At 62.6% G+C, this 21,133-nt stretch carries 8 protein-coding genes and 1 pseudogene; 5 read left to right on the forward strand and 4 right to left on the reverse strand.

The genetic code is table 11. From position 1 onward, the window contains the following. Positions 1 to 91 precede the first annotated feature (91 nt). The gene (locus EBB56_RS15080; protein ID WP_185696456.1) at positions 92 to 12,406 is read left to right on the forward strand and encodes an Ig-like domain-containing protein; all 12,315 of its coding nucleotides are present in this window, start codon (positions 92 to 94) and stop codon (positions 12,404 to 12,406) included. 94 nt (positions 12,407 to 12,500) lie between these two features. Here the strand turns inward: EBB56_RS15080 and EBB56_RS15085 are convergent, their stop codons facing one another. Next, positions 12,501 to 13,592 carry a bifunctional nicotinamide-nucleotide adenylyltransferase/Nudix hydroxylase gene (locus tag EBB56_RS15085; protein WP_045994963.1) on the reverse strand — a complete coding sequence of 364 codons (1,092 nt, stop codon included), beginning with the start codon at positions 13,590 to 13,592 and terminating at the stop codon, positions 12,501 to 12,503. Positions 13,593 to 13,837: 245 nt separating this feature from the next. Here EBB56_RS15085 and EBB56_RS22070 point away from each other — a divergent pair. Further along, positions 13,838 to 14,734, forward strand: a pseudogene (locus EBB56_RS22070) (YihY/virulence factor BrkB family protein); the annotation flags it as partial. A 231-nt stretch (positions 14,735 to 14,965) separates the two neighbouring features. Beyond that, positions 14,966 to 15,247 carry an acylphosphatase gene (gene yccX / locus EBB56_RS22075; RefSeq protein WP_197037157.1) on the forward strand — a complete coding sequence of 94 codons (282 nt, stop codon included), beginning with the start codon at positions 14,966 to 14,968 and terminating at the stop codon, positions 15,245 to 15,247. 144 nt (positions 15,248 to 15,391) lie between these two features. On the opposite strand, the gene EBB56_RS15095 is transcribed toward yccX, so the two are convergent. From EBB56_RS15095 to EBB56_RS15105, 3 genes are all read right to left on the reverse strand, one after another. Then, a complete protein-coding gene (locus tag EBB56_RS15095; RefSeq protein WP_045994964.1) occupies positions 15,392 to 16,333 on the reverse strand; it encodes a nucleoside hydrolase in 942 nt (313 codons plus the stop codon). A 28-nt stretch (positions 16,334 to 16,361) separates the two neighbouring features. After that, positions 16,362 to 17,273, reverse strand: a complete 912-nt coding sequence (locus EBB56_RS15100; RefSeq protein ID WP_045994965.1) for a ribokinase — start codon at positions 17,271 to 17,273, stop codon at positions 16,362 to 16,364. A 399-nt stretch (positions 17,274 to 17,672) separates the two neighbouring features. Then, positions 17,673 to 18,617 carry a D-2-hydroxyacid dehydrogenase gene (locus EBB56_RS15105; RefSeq protein WP_045994966.1) on the reverse strand — a complete coding sequence of 315 codons (945 nt, stop codon included), beginning with the start codon at positions 18,615 to 18,617 and terminating at the stop codon, positions 17,673 to 17,675. A 239-nt stretch (positions 18,618 to 18,856) separates the two neighbouring features. Here EBB56_RS15105 and EBB56_RS15110 point away from each other — a divergent pair, with 239 nt between their 5' ends. Both EBB56_RS15110 and aspS read left to right on the forward strand, forming a co-directional pair. Further along, the gene (locus EBB56_RS15110) at positions 18,857 to 19,129 is read left to right on the forward strand and encodes an FmdB family zinc ribbon protein (RefSeq protein ID WP_045994967.1); all 273 of its coding nucleotides are present in this window, start codon (positions 18,857 to 18,859) and stop codon (positions 19,127 to 19,129) included. Between the two features lie 45 nt (positions 19,130 to 19,174). Continuing rightward, the gene (gene aspS, locus EBB56_RS15115) at positions 19,175 to 20,953 is read left to right on the forward strand and encodes an aspartate--tRNA ligase (RefSeq protein ID WP_108133598.1); all 1,779 of its coding nucleotides are present in this window, start codon (positions 19,175 to 19,177) and stop codon (positions 20,951 to 20,953) included. Positions 20,954 to 21,133: the final 180 nt, after the last annotated feature.

Consider the following 21,133-nt stretch of genomic DNA (forward strand, 5'->3'; position numbering starts at 1 on the left):
GGATTTTGATGCGGGAAAGGTCTTCAAGACGCTGGCGTACGGTCTTATCGGCGATCTTCCAGGAAGTGGTATTTTCAAGACGTTTAGCGGTGTGTTTGATCTGAGCAAGGCCGGCAACTATGGCATCGTGATGAAGGTCGATCAGGACGGGGGCGCAGGAAACGGCGACTACGCCATGGATCGTGTGGCGTTTCAATATATTTCAAGGGATACCGATGGTGATGGTATCTGCGATGACAAGGATATCGACAGCGACAACGATGGCATCACCGATAACGTCGAGGCGCAGACGACCCAGGATTACATAGAACCTTCTGGCACCGATGTCGACAAGGACGGACTCGATGACGCCTACGACAAGGACACCAGCAATACCTCCGCTACGGCCAGCAAGGGGCTGACGCCGGTCGATACCGATAGGGACAGCACGGCCGACTATATCGATCGTGACTCCGACAACGACGGCAAGTTGGATATTGCCGAGCGCGATGATGGGGCCTCTTCCATTACGGATGCTACCGACACCGATCATGATGGCCTGCTGGATATCTTCGAGGGAACGAATGCCAACGATGGCTACGATGCAAACGATGAAAATGTCACGGAGAACGGTTTTACGTTGGCTGATTCCGACGACGATCTGCCGGCGGATGGCGACGGAGCAAAGCCACTTGTTGTCGATTTTGACTATCGCGAAAATGCTGTCTTGGATCGTGACGGCGATGGTATCATCGATACGGTTGATATCGATCAGGATAACGACGGAGTTATTGACGTTACCGAAGGAAAAGATACCTCTGTAGAAGAGAAATTCGACACGACCGATATCGCCAACGACAAGATACCGGATCTTGACTTTAACGGAACAAAGGTTGAGGTGACCTCAAATACCACCGAGGGTAGCCTCACCTATGGTCAAGAATCCGGAGCGGTGAACTTTGAATATTCTGAGAATAATGTGGCAACGGTCAGTCTGGCGACAGATGCCTTTGTGGACTTCGTTATCGACAGCAAGAACGTGCCCAATAGCAGGCAATTTGATAGGTATGATCAGCTTACCGTATCGAGCCCCGGTGCCTATATCGTGGTCTACGATCCCGACAATGTCTTGAATGTCGCCCAGGGAATTTATCTTAACTCGCTCACATTCAGCGTGAAAGGGCTGGGGAATCTGTACGGAGAGTCGTGGTCGGTAAGGGTCGTCGATGTAAAAACGGTGACCCTGAGCATGGGGTGGCATCCTGACTACAATGTGGTTGCCAATGTAGGGTCATGTGTCAGGATTGGTATCGGCGGATTGGCGAAGGACACTGACCGTGACAATATCGCCGATCACCTGGATATCGACAGTGACAATGATGGCATCACCGACAATGTCGAGGCGCAGACGACCCAGGATTATATAAAGCCCACTGGCACCGATGTCGACAAGGACGGACTCGATGACGCCTACGACAAGGACACCAGCAATATCACCGCTACGGCCAGCAAGGGGCTGACGCCGGTCGATACCGATGGCGACAACACCGTAGACTATCTCGACAGTGACTCCGACGACGACGGCAAGCTGGATATCGCCGAGCGCGACGATGGCGCAACGTCGGTCAGTGACAGCACCGATACCGACGGCGACGGGCTCCTCGACATCTTCGAGGGATCGGACGCCAACGATGGCTTTGATGCCAATGATGAGAACCTTGTTGACGGCAACTTTGCGCTCTCTGACAGCGACAACGATATCGCAGCAGATGGTAGCGACGCCTCACCCCCCGGCTTCGACCTGGACTATCGCGACAGCATCGGTCCGCCGACGGCGGTGGAAGACGCCGGGAAGACCAATGAGGACGTGGCGCTGGTGGTCACCAAGGATAAGGGCTTGTTGTCCAACGATACCCTGGCGGGGGCCACCGAAATCGCCTCGGCGGCCATCGACACCGACGGTGACGGCGTGGCCGATACCGCCCTGGTACTGGGGCAGGCCAATACCGTCAAGGACAGTGACGGCAATGTCACCGGCAAGCTGACGCTGGCCAAGGATGGCTCCTACCGGTTCGATCCTGTGGCGAACTTTTTCGGTGCACTGCCGATCATCAGCTACAGCCTGAAGGGACCCGGAGGCTACGCCAGTTCGACGCTTACGATTACGGTGACCGCCGTCAATGATGCCCCTGTGGTCACCAACGACAAGGGCGATGCCAAGGAAGACGAGACGCTGAGTGTCGACAAGAGCGAAGGACTTCTGGCCAATGACAGCGATGTCGAAGGGGATAGTCTGGTCATCTCCGGTTTCAGCGTGGCCGGCGTCACCGGCAGCTTCACCGCGGGTGAGGCAGCCAGCATCCCCGGCAAGGGGACGCTAACGCTCAACGCAGATGGCTCCTACAGCTTTACCCCGGCGCCCAACTACCACGGCAGTGTCCCGGAGATCACCTACACCGTCAGCGACGGCAAGGGCGGGACCTCCAGCGGGTCCCTGACCATTACGGTTGCCTCGGTGGAAGACAGCGTGTCACTTGGCGGCCTCGGGGATGGCAGCGACGGCAGCGATGGCAGCGTCAACGAATCGGCCTTGACCGGGGGCTCTGCCGCCGGCGGCAGTGGTAGTGTGCACACGGGCTCCTTTACCCTGGGGCCCGCCTCGAGCCTCGACAGCCTGACCATCGGTGTCACGATGATAACCCGGGCACAGCTGGAGGCCAGTGGCACCACCGCGATCACTATCACGGGTAGCTACGGTGAGCTGTCGATTAACGGCTATGACAGCGATACCGGGGTCGTGTCCTACCGCTACGTCCTGTCGTCGGTCGCCGATCATGGGTCGGATCCGGTCCTGGACAGCTTTACCATCGGCACCACCGACAGCGATGGCGACGAGACCTACAACGCAGGCACGCTGGCCATCCTGGTGGTCGATGACGTATCGACCGCCAAGGCAGACCAGGGCAGCGTCGACGAGGACGCCAGCGGCGGCAGTTCGCTGACGGGCAATGTCGTTTCCAATGACACCCTGGGGGCCGATGGGGCCGCCGACAGCGGTGCACTCAGCGCGGTCGGCAAGGGCGAGGCTGCGCCTTCGGGGCGTGTGGGCAGCAGCATTGCCGGTGACTACGGTAGCCTGGTGATGGACGCCAGTGGCAAGTACCTCTACACCCTGGACAACGCCAACGCTACGGTCAACGGCCTGCAGAAGGGGCAAACCCTCACCGAGACCTTTACCTATCAGATCACCGACGCTGACGGTGATACCAGCACGGCGACCCTGACCATCACCATCAAGGGCGCCAACGACGCCCCGACAGCGGAGGATATCACCGCCAAGTGTGCAGAGGACGGCGAGACCACGGGCACCATCGTCGGCGAGGACCCTGATGGTGACTCCTTGAGCTTTACCCTTGATGCTCAGCCCGAGGGGGGAACCGTCACCCTCGACGAGGACACCGGCGCCTTCACCTTCGTGCCGGACGCCAACGTCAACGGCGACATCACCTTCAGCGTCACGGTGGATGACGGCCACGGCGGCAAGACCCAGGTGGAGGTGACGGTCAAGATCAGTGCGGTCAATGATGTGCCGGTCGCGTCAGACGACAGCGCCAGCACAGCGGAGGACACACCCTTGATCGTTGGCAAGGACGAGGGCGTGCTGAGCAATGACAGCGATATCGATGGCGATGCCTTGTCGGTGGCAAGCTTCAGCGTCGAGGGGCTGACGGGCACTTTCACGGCGGGGGAAACCGCCACCATTGCCGGGGTGGGGACCCTGACCTTGAACGCCGATGGTTCCTACCGCTTCGATCCCGCGCTCAACTACCATGGCAGCGTACCCAAGGTGACCTATGTGCTCAGCGACGGGCACGTCAGCGACACCGCCACCCTCAGCATCACGGTCGATTCGGTCGACGATAGCGTGTCGGTGGGCGGGCTCGGTGATGGCGGGGACGGCGTCGACGGAGAGGTCAAGGAGTCAGGGTTGGTCGATGCCGACGGCACAGGACTGACCCACGACGGCACCTTTACGCTGGGTCCGGCGGACAGCCTGGCGAGCTTTACCCTGGGTGGTTCAACCATAACGCTGGCCCAGCTCGAGGCCAGTGCCACGACGCCGATCAAGGTGACCGGCAGCCACGGGACCCTGACGATCAAGGGCTATGATCGCCAGACCGGGACGCTGAGCTATCGCTACACCCTGACCTCCGCCGCCGACCACTCAAGTGGAGCGGTGAAGGACAGCTTTGCCATCGATGTGACCGATGTCGAGGGAGATATCACCAAGGGTATCGGTACCCTGTCGATCCGCATCACCGATGATGCGCCGTCGGCCACCGCCGATACCGGTTCGGTGACCGAGGACGGCGCCGCCTCCACAGGCAACGTTCTAAGCAACGACCGGCAGGGCGCCGATGGCAGCAAGGTGTCAAAGGTGGGTGTTGCCGAATCCACCGATGGGGGAAGCGTCGGCAGCGCCCTTGTGGGCAGCTTCGGCACCCTGACGCTCAACGCCGATGGCAGCTATGTCTATGCGCTGGACAACACCAACGCCATGGTCAATGCACTGCAGCAGGGCGAGACCCTGACCGAAACCTACAGCTACCAGATCATCGACGCCGACGGCGATACCAGCACCGCCACCCTGACCATCACCATCAAGGGGGCCAACGATGCACCGACCGCCTCGGTCGACGCGTTGACCACATCGGAAGATACGCCGGTGGACGGCAGCATCGTGGCCGAGGACGTGGATGGCGATAACCTGTCCTTTGATCTGGTCGCCCAGCCGGAAGGCGGTACCGTCAGCCTGAGTGAGGATGGCAGTTTCACCTTCACCCCCGACGCCAACGTCAATGGTGACATTACCTTCAGCGTAACCGTCTCCGACGGCAACGGAGGCACCGTCACCGTCGAGGTCAGCGTCACGGTGACGCCGGTCAATGACGCCCCGACGGTGGTGGATGACAAGGCCGAGACCAACGAAGACACGACACTCGAGGTCGCCAAGGACAAGGGCGTACTGGCCAACGATACTGATGTGGAAGGCGATAGCCTGAGCGTCAGCGGCTTCAGTGTCGAGGGCGTGACGGGCAGCTTCAAGGCGGGCGAAACCGCCACCATTGCCGGGGTGGGGACCCTGACCCTGAACGCCGACGGTTCCTATACCTTCGTGCCGGCGACCAACTACAACGGCAGCGTGCCGAAGGTCACCTACAGCGTCAGTGATGGCAACGGCGGGACCTCCAGTGGCGTACTGGTCATCAAGGTAAAGCCGGTGGATGATGAGGTCAGCCTGGGCGGGCTTGGCGATGGCAACGATGGCAGTGACGGCAACGCCATGACCGACGGCTCTGTCAAGGAGTCGGGCCTGACCGGTGGCTCGGATGTGGCGGGCGGCGGGATATCCCACAGCGGCAGCTTCACGCTGGGGCCCGCCGATAGTCTGGCAAGCCTGTCCATTGGCACTACATCGATTACTCGGGCGCAGCTGGAGGCCAGCGCCACCACCCCGATCAAGATCAACGGCACCCATGGTCTGCTGACCATTACCGGCTACGACCAGAAGACCGGTATCGTCAGCTACACCTTCACACTGACCACCAATGCCAGCCATGGCGATGGTGAGGTCCACGAAAGCTTCGTCATTGGGGTGACCGACGTCGAGGGAGATGTCACCGCCAGTGCGGGCACTCTGACCATCGCCGTCATCGATGATGCACCGGTGGCCAAGGCCGATACCGGCCAGGCCGTGGAGGACGGTGGCAACATCAGCGGCTCGGTCATCGGCAACGACCTGGCAGGAGCCGATGGCGCCCCCAGCAAGGGGCTGGTCAACGCGGTGGGCAGAGGCAAGGAATCGCCGAGCGGCGGTGTCGGCAGCAGCGTCGCCGGCAGTTACGGTAGCCTGATCCTGGATGCCAACGGCAACTACCTCTACAAACTCGATAGCACGAACACTGAGGTAAACGCGCTGGCGGTGGGGGCGAGCCTGACCGAGGTCTTTACCTATCAGATCATCGATGCCGATGGTGATACCAGTACAGCGACCCTGACCATCACCATCATGGGCGCGAACGATGCCCCTGTGGCCAGCGTGGATGCGATATCCACGCCTGAAGACACGCCGGTCTCCGGCAAGATTACCGCCAGCGACGTGGATGGGGATTCGCTGTCCTTCGATCTGGTGGCCCAGCCCGACGGGGGAACGGTCACGCTCAATGAAAACGGAACCTTCACCTTTACTCCCGACGCCAACGTCAACGGTGATGTCAGCTTCAGCGTTACGGTAGACGACGGTCACGGCGGTACCACCACGGTGGAAGTTACGGTGACGGTGACGCCGGTCAACGATATCCCTGTGGCCACCCCGGACACCAACAGCACGAGTGAAGACACCCCCCTTGTGGTGAACAAGGACAGTGGGGTACTGGCCAACGACAGCGATGTGGATGGTGACAGTCTCAGCGTCAGCGGCTTTACCATCGAGGGCGTAACGGGAACCTTCGAGCCGGGCGAGACGGTCGCCATCGAGGGCGTCGGCAAATTCACCTTGAACGCCGATGGGTCCTACCGCTTCGAGCCAGCACTGAACTACCACGGTGACGTGCCCAAGATCAGCTACAGCGTCAGCGATGGTGCCGGCGGAACTACCACCGGAACGCTCCAGCTCAGCGTCGAGGCGGTCGACGACAAGGTCACCGTCGGGGGCCTGGGCGATGGTAGTGGTGACGGTGATGGTGCCAACGATGGACAGGTCAGCGAGTCCGGCCTGGCGGGGGGGACCGGTACCCTGGGTAGTGGCGTCTCCCATACCGGCAGCTTCACCCTGGGACCGGCGGACAGCCTCGCCAGTATCAGCCTTGGCGGAACCACCTTGACGCTTGACCAGCTGGTCAACAGTGCCGGTACGCCGATCAGGATCCAGGGTGGCCACGGCGAGCTGGTGATCAATGGCTACGACAAGGCCAGTGGCACGGTCAGCTATATCTATACCCTCACGGCACACGCCGACCATAGCCAGGGGCCTGTCAGTGACGATTTTGCGATCGCCGTCACCGACGTCGACGGTGACGTCACTGCGGATGCCGGTACCCTGTCGATCGCCATACTCGATGATGCACCGAAGGCCGTGAACGACGTCGACGACACGATCAACAAGCCGAATCAACCCAGCAGCATCGCCGATGGAAACGTCTTGACCGGCGACGGAGGCGACGATCCCGATGCCATGGACGGTGACGCCGATCTCCTGGGCGGTGACGGTGGCACGGTCAGTGCAGTGGGTGCAGGATCAGATGGGCCGTCGGCGTCCCATATCGGACAGGGGCTTAAGGGTGAATACGGCACCCTTGTCTTGAACGCCGACGGCAGCTACCGCTATGTACCCGATTTCGACTCGGACACGGTCAAGTGGCTGGCTGCCGGGCGACACGTTTCAGACACCTTTACCTACCAGATCACCGATCCTGACGGAGATACGGCCACCGCCACCCTGACCATCCGCATCTACGGCACGACGGCGGTGGTTGGCACGGAAGGGGGCGAGGTAGATGAAGCTCAACTCAACACGGATGGCGCCACCGGCACAGACCCTGGAGACGCGGGTGAGGTGATCTACGAAGGATCATTCTCGGTGGTGGACCGGGTGACGCAGCAGCTCAAAACCCTGACCATCGGCGACACGAGTTTCACCCCGAGCGAGTTGGCGGCGTTGTCCGCCGACAATCCGTCGGTACGCATCGAGACCGATCACGGCTATTTCGAGATTATCGGCTACCAGCAAGGCGACGGCACCGACGTGCGGGAAAACACTGTGCTCTATCGGTTCGTGCTGACAGAAGCGGCTGAGCATGGTGGAGAGCGAGTGTTCGATAGCGTCGACGTGGTCATGACAGACCAACTTGAAAATTCGACCCGGGATTGCCCCAAGGCCTTGATGATCGAGATTCTCGATGACGCGCCGATCGCCGCCAAGGATACCGCCAGCGTCGCCGAGGACGGCGATGCCGGCACCGGTAGTGTATTGACCAATGACCGCCAGGGCGCCGATGGAGACGTCACGGTGACGGCGTCGGGCCCGGGCGCCAGCGTCAGCTCAGACGGTGTCGGTAGCGAGGTTGTCGGCAAATACGGCAGCCTGACCCTGGCCGCCGACGGCAGCTATACCTACACCCTGGACAACACCAATACGGAGGTCGATAGCCTCAAATCGGGTGGTTCGCTGACCGAGACATTCAGCTATCAGATCACCGACGCCGACGGCAGTACTTCCATCGCGACTCTGACCATCACCATCGAGGGGGCCAACGACGCGCCGACGGCCAGCGTCGATGCATTGACGACCCAGGAGGATACCCCGGTCAGCGGTACCATCGAGGCCAGTGACGTTGAAGGAGATGACCTCAGCTTCGATCTGGTCGCGCAGCCCGACGGGGGCAAGGTCACGCTCAACGACGATGGCACTTTCACCTTCACCCCCGATGACAACGTCAATGGCGATATCACCTTCAAGGTCACGGTTTCCGATGGCAATGGCGGTACCACCACTGTCGAGGTCACGGTCAAGGTGGAAGCGGTCAATGATTTACCGAAGGTGACCGGCGAGACCGCCAGTACCCCCGAGGACACGCCGCTTGACTCGTCGAGCGACGACAGTCTGCCTGGTCTGCTCGACAACGACAGTGACATCGAGACCGATCACGACAGCCTGGTGGTCGTGGACGTTCGCGTCGACGGCATGAGCGAGAGCATCGATGTCGGTGAGACCGTCACCATCGATGGTGTCGGCAAGCTGACGGTGGAGGCCGATGGTGCCTGGCGATTCGAACCGGCACTCAACTACCACGGCAAGGTACCAACGATCACCTACACCGTCAGCGATGGCGAGGGTGGGACCAGCACCGCCACCCTGGACATCACGGTCACGCCGGTGGACGACCAGGTCAACCTGGGCGGCCTGGGCGACGGGAACGATGGCGGCGAGGGAGGTAACATCAGTGATGGCTCCGTCAGCGAGGCCGGCCTGCCCGGGGGCAGCGATGAAGGTAGCGGGCTGAGCCATAGCGGCAGCTTTACCCTGGGGCCGGCGGACAGCCTGGCGAGCTTTACCCTGGGCAGTCGCAGCATCAGCCTTGCCGAGCTCGAGGCCAGCGCGTCGTCACCCATCGCGATCGAGGGCCGCTACGGCACCTTGACCATCGAAGGTTACGATCGCGCCACCGGTACGGTCAGCTACCGCTATCTGCTGACCTCAAACGCAGATCACGCCAACGAGCCGGTGAGCGACGACTTCATGATCAGCGTGACCGACGTGGAGGGTGAGGTCACCGCCAACGCCGGGACGCTGGTGATCGACATCGACGATGATAGTCCGAGTGCGACCGATGACAGCGGTACCGTCGACGAGGACGGTGCTGCCGGCGCCGGCAGCGTCTGGGCCAATGATCGTCCGGGTGCCGATGGTGCGGATGCCAATGGGGCGGTGGTTGGGGTTGGTGTTGAAGCCGGAAGTCTCGATGGGGCCACCGGCGTCCCGCTGGAAGGGAGCTACGGCAGCCTGATCCTCAACGCCGATGGCAGCTATAGCTATACGTTGGACAACACCAATGGCGAGGTGGACGAGCTCCAGGTCGGTGGGATATTAACCGAGAAGTTCCGCTATCAGATCCGCGACGCCGACGGCGATCTCGCCACCGCCACCTTGACGATCACCATTCGTGGCGCCAACGACGCGCCGGAGGCTTCTGCGGAAAAGGTGACCGCCAGCGAGGATACTCCGGTGGATGGCAAGATCATCGCCACCGACGTCGATGACGATGAGCTCACCTTCAGTCTGGATGCGCAGCCAGAGGGTGGCACCGTTACCCTCGATGAGGAAGGTAACTTCACCTTTACCCCGGATGCCAACTTCAACGGCGACACCAGCTTCACTGTCACCGCGACCGACCCTTCCGGTGCCACGGTCACGGTGGAGGTCGATGTCTCGGTGACCCCGGTCAATGACGCGCCGTCCGCCAAGAACGACCAGGCCACGATCGCCGAGGACACGCCTCTGACGGTCGCCGCCGAAGACGGCCTGCTGGCCAACGATAGCGATATCGAGGGCGATAGCCTCAGTGTTACGGGCTTCAGTGTCGATGGTATCGAGGGAACCTTCCTGGCAGGGCAGACCGCCGTCATCGAAGGCGTCGGCGAGCTGACCATCAGCGCCAATGGCAGCTACCGTTTCGTGCCGGCGCTGAACTACAACGGCGAGGTGCCACTGGTCACCTATACCGTCAGTGACGATGGGGGCGCGACCTCCGATGCGAGCCTGAGCATTTCGGTCACGGCGGTGGACGACAAGGTGACTGTCGGTGGGCTGGGGGATGGAGGCGGTGAGCCAGGAGGGGGCGATTCAGCAGGCGACGCCACCACCGATGGGTCGGTTGACGAGGCCGGTCTGACAGGAGGCAGCCACGAGGGCTTGGGCCTGAGCCACAGTGGCACCTTTACCCTCGGACCAGCCGACAGTCTGTCCAGCCTGACCCTGGGGGGAAGCACCATCAGCCTGGATCAGCTCAAGGACTGTGGTAGCCATCCCATCGAGGTGACCGGCGATCACGGCACCCTGGTGCTGCGCTACTACGACCCCGCCACCGGAGAGGTGAGCTATACCTACCATCTGGCCTCGAGGGCTGATCACTCCGGCGGCGCGGTCAACGACAGCTTCGCCATCGGCGTCACCGACGTGGAGGGAGAGACCACCGACAACATTGGCACCCTGGCCATCGCCATCATCGACGATGGTCCTGGCACCGGCAATGACCGCGGTGAGGTGAGCGAGGAAGGCTCAGAGCCGGGAAGCGACTGCAGCGGTAATGTCCTCCTCAATGACCACTATGGTGTCGATGGCGTTGCGGTGGATGGCGGGGTCACGGCGGTCGGGTCAGGTCAGTCATCGCCCGAGGGCGGCGTTGGCGAGCCGGTGGAGGGCCGTTACGGTAGCCTGGTGCTGAACGCGGACGGCAGCTATTCCTATACGCTGGACAACAGCAACCCGGTGGTGGACGCGCTCAAACCGGGGCAGACGCTCACCGAGACCTTCAGCTACACCATCACCGACAGCGATGGCAGTGTTTCCACCGCGACGCTGACGATCAGCGTTCTCGGCGCCAATGACGCCCCTGTCGCCAGCGTAGATCCCATCGTCACCACCGAGGATACCCCGGTCGAGGGGCGCGTCGTCGCCACCGACGTGGATAATGACGACCTGACCTTCCGTCTCGACCATCAACCGGACGGCGGCACCGTCACGCTCAATGAGGATGGCACCTTCACCTTTGTGCCCGACCCCGACGTCAGTGGCGATATCAGCTTCAGCGTGACCGTGACCGACGCCAGCGGTGCCACCACTACCGTGGTAGTCACCGTCTCGGTTGAGCCGGTCAATGACGTCCCTGTGGCCAGTGCCGATCCTATCGTCACCGGCAGCGGTGAAGCCGCCGCTGGTCAGGTGGTGGCATCGGACGTTGAAGGGGATGATCTCACCTTCGCGCTGGATGACGGTCCTCGACACGGTCAGCTTACCCTGAACCCGGATGGATCCTTCATCTATGTGCCGGAAGCAGGCTTCTTCGGCAGCGACAGCTTTGTCGTCGCGGTGTCGGACGGGCAGGGCGGTGTAACCTACGTGACCGTCTCGGTGACGGTGGAGCCCCTCGATAGCTTGTATATCGGTGACCGTGCGCCCGAAGTCCCGGCGCAGGATGTCGAGTCGGATGCTGAAGGGCCCTTGATGCATGCCGATGGCATGGTCGATGAGGTGGTCAATCAGTACGGAGGCCTTGGTGGCCTTGCCGATCTGTCTACCGATGGGGCAGTAAGAGCGGCGGTACACGGCATCTCGGCGCTGACCGACGCTGAAATGGAGGTGGTAAACAAGGATCAGCCGAGAGAATCCAGCGCCTGGAACTCCTCGATGCTGCAGGAAGCCAGATCGCTGGCTCATCCCGGTGAGGTGCGAGCGACGTCGTGGGCAAGCAGCGATGGCCGAGCGACGCTGGAGGCTCTGGTCGAGAACGAGCGGGCGTGGCTCACGCTGCCGGAAGGGCAACGCGACATCAAGGTGTCATTACCCGGGGGACGAGCCTTGCCGGACTGGATCCAGCGTCCCTCGATCGGTCAGCTGCTGATCGAACGGCCGGCGGCGCTGGAAAAGGTGACGCTGGATATCGATAGCCGAGGCGGTGAAGGGGAAGCACATCACTATCGCCTGGTGCTGGACCTGGACAAGGTTCGGCTGGAGGTGAGTGAAAGTGAGCCGTCGTCCCCTGTGGCCGCGCCAGGCTTCAGCGAGCAGCTCAGTAGGACCCATCACCGGTCGAATGACCTGGACCCGAATCTGCTTGAGGCGCTGGCGCTGCTGACCGAGCACGATTGACGGTTAGCCGGGTCGGCACCGGCAGGAAACTTGGCGGACAGGGGGCTTCCCTTGTCCGCCATGTTGTTACCGCCGTTGGATCTTGCCGCGTGCCTCAGGAGCGTCGATCGGCAGGCAGCCCGAGAAAGTTCTGGATGATGAAGAAGTGATCCTCGAACAGGCTTTCCGGCTCGAGTTCCGCCAGGGGTACCCAGCGCGCATGGTCGCCACCCTTGACGGGTTTCAGCCTCGGCAGGTTCTGATCCGGTCGCAGGGCAAAGTAGAAGGCTTCGGCCAGGGTTCGCCCACGCCAGCTTCGGTGCGGCTCGTCGAATAGCCGTTGACCGCGTAGTGATCCCTTGAGCACCGGCTCCGGCACCTTCAGCCGAATGCGCTCGCGCAGCTCGCGCAGACAGGCGTCCATCAGTCGTTCCTGGGCGCTGATAAAGCCCCCGGGCAGGGCATAGAGTCCCTTGCCGGGCGCCGAGGTGCGCCGCACCAGCAGCACATGGCCCGACTGCACCACAACCGCACAGACGGTGACGAAGATCGGCGGGTAGGGCGCCTGGGCCCAGGCCGAGCGGTACTGATCGAGCAGTTGCTGTTCTTCCCCGAGCTGGCGGTAGGGCTTGCCGCTCATGAAGCGGCGGATATGTTCCACCACGCCCGGTGGAAGATCGTGGCTTGCGTTGGTGGAGAGATACTCTACCGCCGAGCCCTCGGAGCGAAATAGCCGTTCTCGAATCTGGCTGGCGGAGATCGCTTCGACCAGCGGTACGCTCACCGACTCCCACTGGGGGAAGAGTGACAGGTAGTAGCTCGACTGACCGCGGCTGGCGCCGATCAGCCCGATACGTGGTAACCGTGCGCTCTCGGGGTGGGCCAGATCGCGCACCTTGCGCTGGACGTCGTGCACCCAGACATCATCGTTGTAGAGCGCATCCAGCAGCGGCACGATTTCGAGGCGAGCGTTGTCGTCTTCGTCGAAGGCGCTGCGCAGCATCTGGCGGCGTTCGTCGAAACGCCAGGGGTTGCGCAGTGAGCGCGCCTGCCACGCGGAGCCTACCAGCACGATGACCTGTCTGGCCTGCTTGAGGGCCGCCCGAATCACCGCCAGATGGCCGAGGTGCGGGGGCTGAAAGCGTCCGATGAACACCAGGCAGTCGAACTCGGTCTGCGGCGGAGAGGTGGCCAGATCGGTGGGCATGGAGGGCTCCTGGAAAACGTCGCCGCCATTATGGTGGCGACGACTGGAAGGCGCAAACAGACCGGTGCAAACAGACAGGCTCCCGAGCTGGATAAATGAGGCTAGATGAAGGAGGCTCGATCACCCCGTCACGACGATCCGGTCGTGATGAACTGGCAGCATCAGGGCGTCGCGTTGGCGCATGTTCCTGCGTATACCGTCGGTGTTAGGTATGCTGAGGGCAACGATAATGACGAGGGAACGCCATGATCATTCAGTTTTTCGCCTTCTGGTGGGGAGTGCTGCGTCGCTCGGTGGCGTTGTGGCTGGAGCGCAACGCCTTCAGCTACGCCGGCTCGCTGGCGTTCTATACCCTGTTTTCGCTGGCGCCGACGGTAATCATCGCGGTGACGGTGATCGGTGTGGTGCTGGGCGAGGAGGCGGCACAGGGGCAAATCTTCGCCCAGTTGCAGGGCACCATGGGCCCCGAAGCGGCCACCGCCATCGAGCATGCCGTCGCCCAGTCGCGGATCCAGGAGTCCGGGCTGTTGCCGACGCTGCTGGGTTTTGCCGCCCTGGCGGTTGGTGCCACTACGGTGTTCGGCCAGATGCAGTTTTCGCTGAACACCATCTGGGGCGTCGCGGCACGCCCCAGCAGCAACAGCCTGTGGATCTTCGTCAAGAATCGCATGCTGTCACTGACGATCGTGCTGGCGATCGGCTTTATCCTGCTGGTGTCAGTGGGGCTCGGGGTGTTCGTCAGGGCGGCGCTGAAAGCCGCCGATGATGTGCTGCCCTACGTCAGCCTGCTGACACGAGGGGTGGAGCTGCTGGTGTCGATCGGCGTGATCGCCGCGCTCTTTGCCACCATCTTCAAGGTGTTGCCCGACGTGGTGCTGCGCTGGCGCGACGTCATCGTCGGTGCGGTTGTCACGGCCTTGCTGTTCTCGATAGGGCGTACCGGTATCGCGCTCTATCTGGCCTACAACGCGACTGCCTCGACCTACGGTGCGGCGGGGTCGGTGGTGGTGGTGTTGCTGTGGGTCTACTACTCCTCGCTGATCCTGCTGTTTGGTGCTGCCTTTACCAAGGTCCATCTACTCGCCCGGCACAAGCCCATCATCCCGCGCAACAGCGCCGTGCTGGTCAAGCAGGAACTGCTCGATCAGCAGAGCGTGCGTGCCCAGTTGAGCGCCGAAGAAGAACGGGAATTCGAGCAGGAGGCTCGCGAGCGTCAGCATGAGGCGGAGCTGGAGGCAGGGGGAGCGGAGACTGCTGGCACGGTGGAGAGCCGTCAGGCCAACGAAGATGACGAGGTCAGCGTCGATGATACGGTTCAAGGGGCCGATGTCGCCAGAGAGGAACCAATGGACGAGCAGCAGGAGGCAGCCACGATGTCCGATGACACCCTATGCCTGGAGGCCCTGGTGGAAGGGCGAGTACAGGGCGTGAGCTATCGCTTTGCCACCAGGCAGCAAGCCGAGGCAGAGGGGCTTGCGGGGTATGCGCGCAACCTGCCGGACGGCAGTGTCGAGGTGTTGCTGTGTGGACCTCGTGACGCGGTGGAACGGGTCGCCGACTGGCTTGAATATGGGCCCGAGCAGGCCGAAGTGACCCAGGTCACCACCCGTGAGGTAACGCTGGATAAGCCGCCGAGGGATTTCACGACGGGCTAGAGCCCGGTGTAGAGCGCCCGTGGTCGTCGCCGCTGGCGCCATGACCTCAAGGATCCAGCGATAGAAGAGCCCCGGGCGGGCACGACACTGTCCCTCGACATTATCCGTCGTGCCCGCCCGGGGCTTTTTGCTGGCTTGAGTCGTTCAGGCCAGGGTGTCCGCGATCCAGTCGCTGACGGCCTTGCCGTCTACCCCCATGCAGACGTTGACCACGGGTGTCTGTGACCAGCGGTCGGCGATAAAGCCTCTGCCTTCGGGCGCGAGGATGGTCTGCCCCTCGGCCGGCCCTTCGGTAACCACACCCAGGTGGCCGCGGGTGGTCTCGAACAGGTCCGGGCGCAGTAGCCAGGCCAGGGCCACACTGTCATGGGGGCAGCAGCCGTCGATGCCGAGGGCTTCACGATAGAAGGCGCGATAGAAGTCGTAGCTGCCGGCCAGAATCTTGCCGAGCTCGCCCTGGCCTGCCTCGATGCGGGCCATGTGTTCCGGCGTCAGGATGCAGCGATGGGTCACGTCGAGCCCCACCAGGGTCAGCGGCCAGTCGGCGGTCAGTACGCGCTGCGCGGCGTGGGCATCGTTGAAGATGTTGGCTTCTGCCACCGGGGTGACGTTGCCGCCTTCGCGAATGGAGCCGCCCATGATGACCACCTGCTTGACCAGGCGGGTGATCTCGGGGTCCAGCTGCAGCGCTGCGGCAAGGTTGCCCAGCGGGCCGACCGCCACCAGGCTGACCTCGCCCGGACGCTGGCGCACGGTGTCGACGATAAACTGGGCGGCGCTGCGAGCATCGGCCTGTCCCTTGACCTCGGGCAGGGTGATATTGCCCAGGCCGTTGTCGCCATGGATATGCTTGGGTGCCGGATGACGAGGTTTGACCATGGGGCAGGCCGAGCCCTGGGCCACTGGCACTGGCTGGCCCGCGATCTCGCCGAGCAGCAGGGCATTGTGGGTCGCCGTCTCGATGTCGACGTTGCCGAAGGTGGTGGTCATGCCGAGCAGCTCAATGTCGGGATGGCGCAGGGCGATGGCGATGGCCTGGGCGTCGTCGACGCCCGGGTCGGTATCGAAGATGATCGGGGTGCTCACGGAAGCTCCTGTGATTGGCCTGAAGGTCTCAACGGATGGCGTGCTGGCCGCTCGCCAGCGCTGTGTCGACCTCGTCGCGGGTCGGAATGCTGGCAGCCGCGCCCTGGCGCTGAACGCCGAGGGCGGCGGCGGTGGAGGCCAGCGCCAGGCAATCCGCCACGGTCTTTTGTTCCTGCATCGCGGCCAGGTAGTAGCCGATGAAGGTGTCCCCGGCGGCGGTGGTGTCAACCGCCTCGACCCGACTCGCCGCCTGGAACTGGCGTTGTCCGCCGTGCTGATGCCAGGCGCCTTCGCCTCCGAGCGTCAGCACCAGTCGGGTGCTGGGCAGGCGCTCGGAAAGGGCGGTGAGCAAGGCGTCGGCATCGGTATCCTCTGCAACACCGGCCAGCCAGGTGGCCTCGCCCCGATTGACGAAAAGGAGATCGCACCGGTCGAGTGGCAGGTCTAGCACGGCGTCGCTCATCGGCGCCGGGTTGAAGGCGATGTTCAGTCCCTTTTCATGTCCGAGCCGGATGGCGTCGGCCAGGGCGCTGCATTCATTCTGCAGCAGCAGCCAGTCGCCGGCCTGAGTGCCCTCCATCAGCCTGGAAAGGTCGTCGGCCGCGTGGTGGTGGTTGGCTCCGGGGAACAGCAGGATGGCGTTCTCTGCGCCGTCGTCGACCTGGATGATGGCGTGGCCGGAGGGGGCGGCCACCTCGGCAATACCATTGACGTCGACCCCGGCATCGGCAAGCTGCTGGCGGGCCCAGCCATCCTGGGCATTCAGGCTTCCCCAGTGAGCCACCTGACCACCGGCCTTGGCCAGCGCGAGCGACTGGTTGGCTCCCTTGCCTCCAAGGCCGACTCGGTGCTCATGACTCGCCAGGGTTTCCCCCGGGCGAACGAGATGGGGAACGCGATAGACATGGTCGAGATTGATCGACCCGTAGTTGTACAGCATGGGGTGTCCGATGAGGGGGTGGGCTCAGCGCGAAGTATCGGAGTGATGCCGGGCCGACGCAAGGGTGGAACCGCCATCGAAAACACGGCTGTTACCTTGTTTCCAACAATTATACCGTTATTTTGGTTTAGCAAGACCCGAACGTGCCAGTTACATCGATATGTTAGTCATGGGCGATGAGGACAGGCCGTTGGGAAGCGTCGCGTTCGCTAAACTCGCCCGAACATGCCGATCAGGGGCGCAATAACGTTGCATCAGCGTGGCGATAACGTTGCATAAGCGCGGCATCAGCGGGGCGAAAGCCTGGAGAGAGCTCACCAAGGGGCAGGCAAGGGGCAGGTTGGCAAGAATGGCCTGGTGTCAGGCGGGCACGGTCTGCTGTGCCCGCCATGGACGGCGTCAGTTCTCTTGCGCAGCGTTCCGCAGGTTATCGACGGTCAGCTTGACGATGTTCTGTCGCGCTTCAGGGGTGATCCAGGCGCTGTGCGGGGTGACCAGCAGGTTCAGGCGCGGCGACTCGTTGACTGCGTCGATCAGGGCGTGGCCATCACGAGGCGGCTCCGCGGGAAGGACATCGACGGCAAGGCCTCCCAATTGCCCTTCGCGCAGGGCGGCCAGAGCGGCTTCTTCATCGATCACACCACCCCTGGCGCAATTCACCAGCAGGGCGCCTTTCTTGATGGTCTTGAGGTTGTCGGCGTTGAGCAGATGACGACTGTGTTCGGTCAATGGGCAATGCAGGCTGACCACGTCGGCCTCGGGCAGCAGCTCGGCCAGTGCCGGGCGCCGGTCATTGGCCTCGTTGCCTGGACGCGCGCTGAAGCTCACCCGCATGCCGAATGCCTCGGCCAGGGCGGCCACCTTGGAGCCCAGTTCACCCTGTCCCACCAGCACCAGATGCTTGCCTTCGAGTTGCAGGGTCGGGTGGTCCATCAGACAGAAGAACGGGCTCTTTCCCCAACGGCCTTCGGCCACGTCGCGCTGGTACTGGGGCAGGCGAGTGGCCAGAGCGAGGATCAGCATCAGGGTATGCTGGGCGACACTGGCGGTTCCGTAGGCGTTGACGTTGTCGACGCGGATGCCACGCTCTTTCGCCACCTCCATGTCGATATTGTTGGTGCCGGTGGCCAGTACGCAGATATGCCGCAAGGAGGGCAGGGCGTTCAGGGTATCGGCATCCAGCACCACCTTGTTGACGATGGCGACGTCAGCGCCGGCCAGCCGTTCACGCGCCTCGGCGGGGGTGCTGGTGGGGTGAACCTCGAGGCTCTCGAGCTGCTCGCGCAGCGGTGCAAGGTCGATGTCGGAACCCAGGCTGTCGGCGTCCAGTAATACAGCTTTCATCGCTTCTCCTGTTGTGTTTGGTGGTTGTGGTGAGTCTGGTGGCGAAGATCGGTGCACAGGGCTGGGCCTTGAGGCGCTCAGCACGCTATAATGCGCCCCTTTGATTTGGGCTTGGAATTGCTGTTGGCCGGCCCTATATCGCATGTCGGGATCGGAAGCGGCGTGATCGAGGGTGTGTCAGGCAGATCAGACGCCGGCTTCCCGCCCCGCAGGAACAATGCGAACGGAGACCTAGAACCATGCCCATCTACGAATATCAGTGCAAGGCCTGTGGCCATCGGCTGGAGAAGCTACAGCGCATGAGCGCCGCTCCCTTGACCGACTGCCCGGCCTGCGAAGCTCCCGAACTGAACCGCCTGGTCTCGGCGGCTGGCTTCCGTCTTGCGGGTGGCGGCTGGTACGAGACCGACTTCAAGACCGGTGGCACCAAGAAGAATCTGGCGGGTGACAGTGGCGGAGGCGGTGCCTCCTCCGGTGGTGGCTCCGCTTCCGGTGACGGCGCCGCTGCCTGATCCAACGAATTGCCTTTACCTTCACGCAACATGACAGGAACCAACATGCGCAGCCATTATTGCGGCCAGCTCAACGAAACCCTGGTGGACCAGACGGTCAGCCTGTGCGGCTGGGTACACCGCCGCCGTGACCACGGTGGGGTGATCTTCCTCGACCTTCGCGATCGTGACGGTATCGCCCAGGTCGTGGTCGACCCCGATACCGCCGAGGCCTTCGCCAATGCCGACCGCGCCCGCAGCGAGTACGTGCTGCGCATCCAGGGCCGAGTGCGCATGCGTCCCGAGGGAACCCAGAACCCGAACATGCCGACCGGCCTGATCGAGGTGCTGGCCAAGGAAGTGGAGGTGCTCAACACCGCCGCCACGCCGCCGTTCCAGCTCGACGAGCACGGCAAGGTGGGTGAGGAAATTCGCCTCAAGCACCGCTACATCGACCTTCGTCGCCCGGAGATGATCGAGAAGCTGCGTCTGCGCTCTCGTATCTCCCATAGCGTGCGGGCCTTCCTCGAAGGCGAGGGCTTCCTCGATATCGAGACGCCGGTGCTGACCCGGGCGACCCCGGAAGGTGCACGTGACTATCTGGTGCCGAGCCGGACCCACGCCGGCAGCTTCTTTGCGCTGCCGCAGTCGCCTCAGCTGTTCAAGCAGCTGCTGATGGTGGCGGGCTTCGATCGCTACTACCAGATCGCCAAGTGCTTCCGTGACGAGGACCTGCGTGCCGATCGTCAGCCGGAATTTACCCAGATCGACCTCGAGGCCTCCTTCGTCGAAGAGGCCGACATCATGCGCATCACCGAGTCCATGGTGCAGGGCCTGTTCAAGGACGTGCTCGACGTGGATCTGGGCGAGTTCCCGCGCATGACCTGGCATGAGGCGATGCACCGTTTCGGCTCCGACAAGCCGGACCTGCGCATCCCGCTGGAGCTGACCGACGTCGATGACCTGATGAAGGAGGTGGACTTCAAGGTCTTCTCCGGTCCGGCCAACGCTGATGACGGCCGTGTCGCCGCGCTCAAGGTGAGCGGTGGCGCCAAGCTGTCGCGCAAGGAAATCGACGAGTACACCAAGTTCGTCGGTATCTACGGCGCGCGGGGCCTTGCCTGGATCAAGGTCAACGAGCGTGCCAAGGGCATCGAGGGCCTGCAGTCGCCGATCGTCAAGTTCATGGAAGGCGTGATCGAGACCCTGCTGGATCGTGTGGGTGCCGAAGACGGTGACATCATCTTCTTTGGTGCCGACAAGGCGCGCATCGTCAACGAGGCGCTGGGGGCTCTGCGGGTCAAGCTGGGTGAGGATCTCGATCTCTACACCCAGCCCTGGGCGCCGCTGTGGGTCGTCGACTTCCCGATGTTCGAGGCCGACGACAACGGTCGTCTGAGCCCGCTGCATCACCCCTTCACCTCGCCGGCGTGCAGCCCCGAGGAGCTCAAGGCCAACCCGGCCGAGGCCCTGTCGCGTGCCTATGACATGGTGCTCAACGGGACGGAGCTGGGTGGCGGCTCGATCCGTATCCACGATCAGGCCATGCAGAGCGTGGTATTCGAGATCCTGGGTATCGGTGAAGAAGAAGCCCGCGAGAAGTTCGGCTTCCTGCTGGACGCGCTGCACTACGGTGCGCCGCCCCACGGTGGTCTGGCCTTCGGTCTCGATCGCCTGGTCATGCTGATGACCGGCGCTCGTACCATCCGTGAGGTCATCGCCTTCCCCAAGACCCAGAGTGCAGCCTGTCTGATGACCGACGCCCCTGGCGAGGTCAGCAACGACCAGCTCAAGGATCTGAGTATCCGCCTGCGTCAGAAGGCCAAGCCCGAAGCCAGCGAATAACGCTAGGCGCTGTCCGAAAAGTCGACGAGCGAAGGTTAGACAAGGCAAAAATCGGTGAGAAAGCGCAGTTTACGGGGTGTAAATGAGCATTTTGATCCGATTTTTAACGCCGTATTACCGAGCGCAGGCACTTTTCAGACAAGCCCTAGGCTATCGTGCTGTACCGAAAAACCCCCGCCC

The organism is Halomonas sp. YLB-10, assembly GCF_003856855.1.
In the GTDB taxonomy this organism is placed as follows: Bacteria; Pseudomonadota; Gammaproteobacteria; order Pseudomonadales; family Halomonadaceae; genus Halomonas; species Halomonas litopenaei.

Bases quoted from the DNA above. Each gene is read 5' to 3' on its own strand.
- EBB56_RS15085 (WP_045994963.1), bottom strand. From the start codon at position 13,592: ATGCCCACCGATCTGGCCACCTCTCCGCCGCAGACCGAGTTCGACTGC.
- yccX (WP_197037157.1), top strand. From the start codon at position 14,966: ATGTCCGATGACACCCTATGCCTGGAGGCCCTGGTGGAAGGGCGAGTA.
- EBB56_RS15100 (WP_045994965.1), bottom strand. From the start codon at position 17,273: ATGCTGTACAACTACGGGTCGATCAATCTCGACCATGTCTATCGCGTT.
- EBB56_RS15105 (WP_045994966.1), bottom strand. From the start codon at position 18,617: ATGAAAGCTGTATTACTGGACGCCGACAGCCTGGGTTCCGACATCGAC.
- EBB56_RS15110 (WP_045994967.1), top strand. From the start codon at position 18,857: ATGCCCATCTACGAATATCAGTGCAAGGCCTGTGGCCATCGGCTGGAG.
- aspS (WP_108133598.1), top strand. From the start codon at position 19,175: ATGCGCAGCCATTATTGCGGCCAGCTCAACGAAACCCTGGTGGACCAG.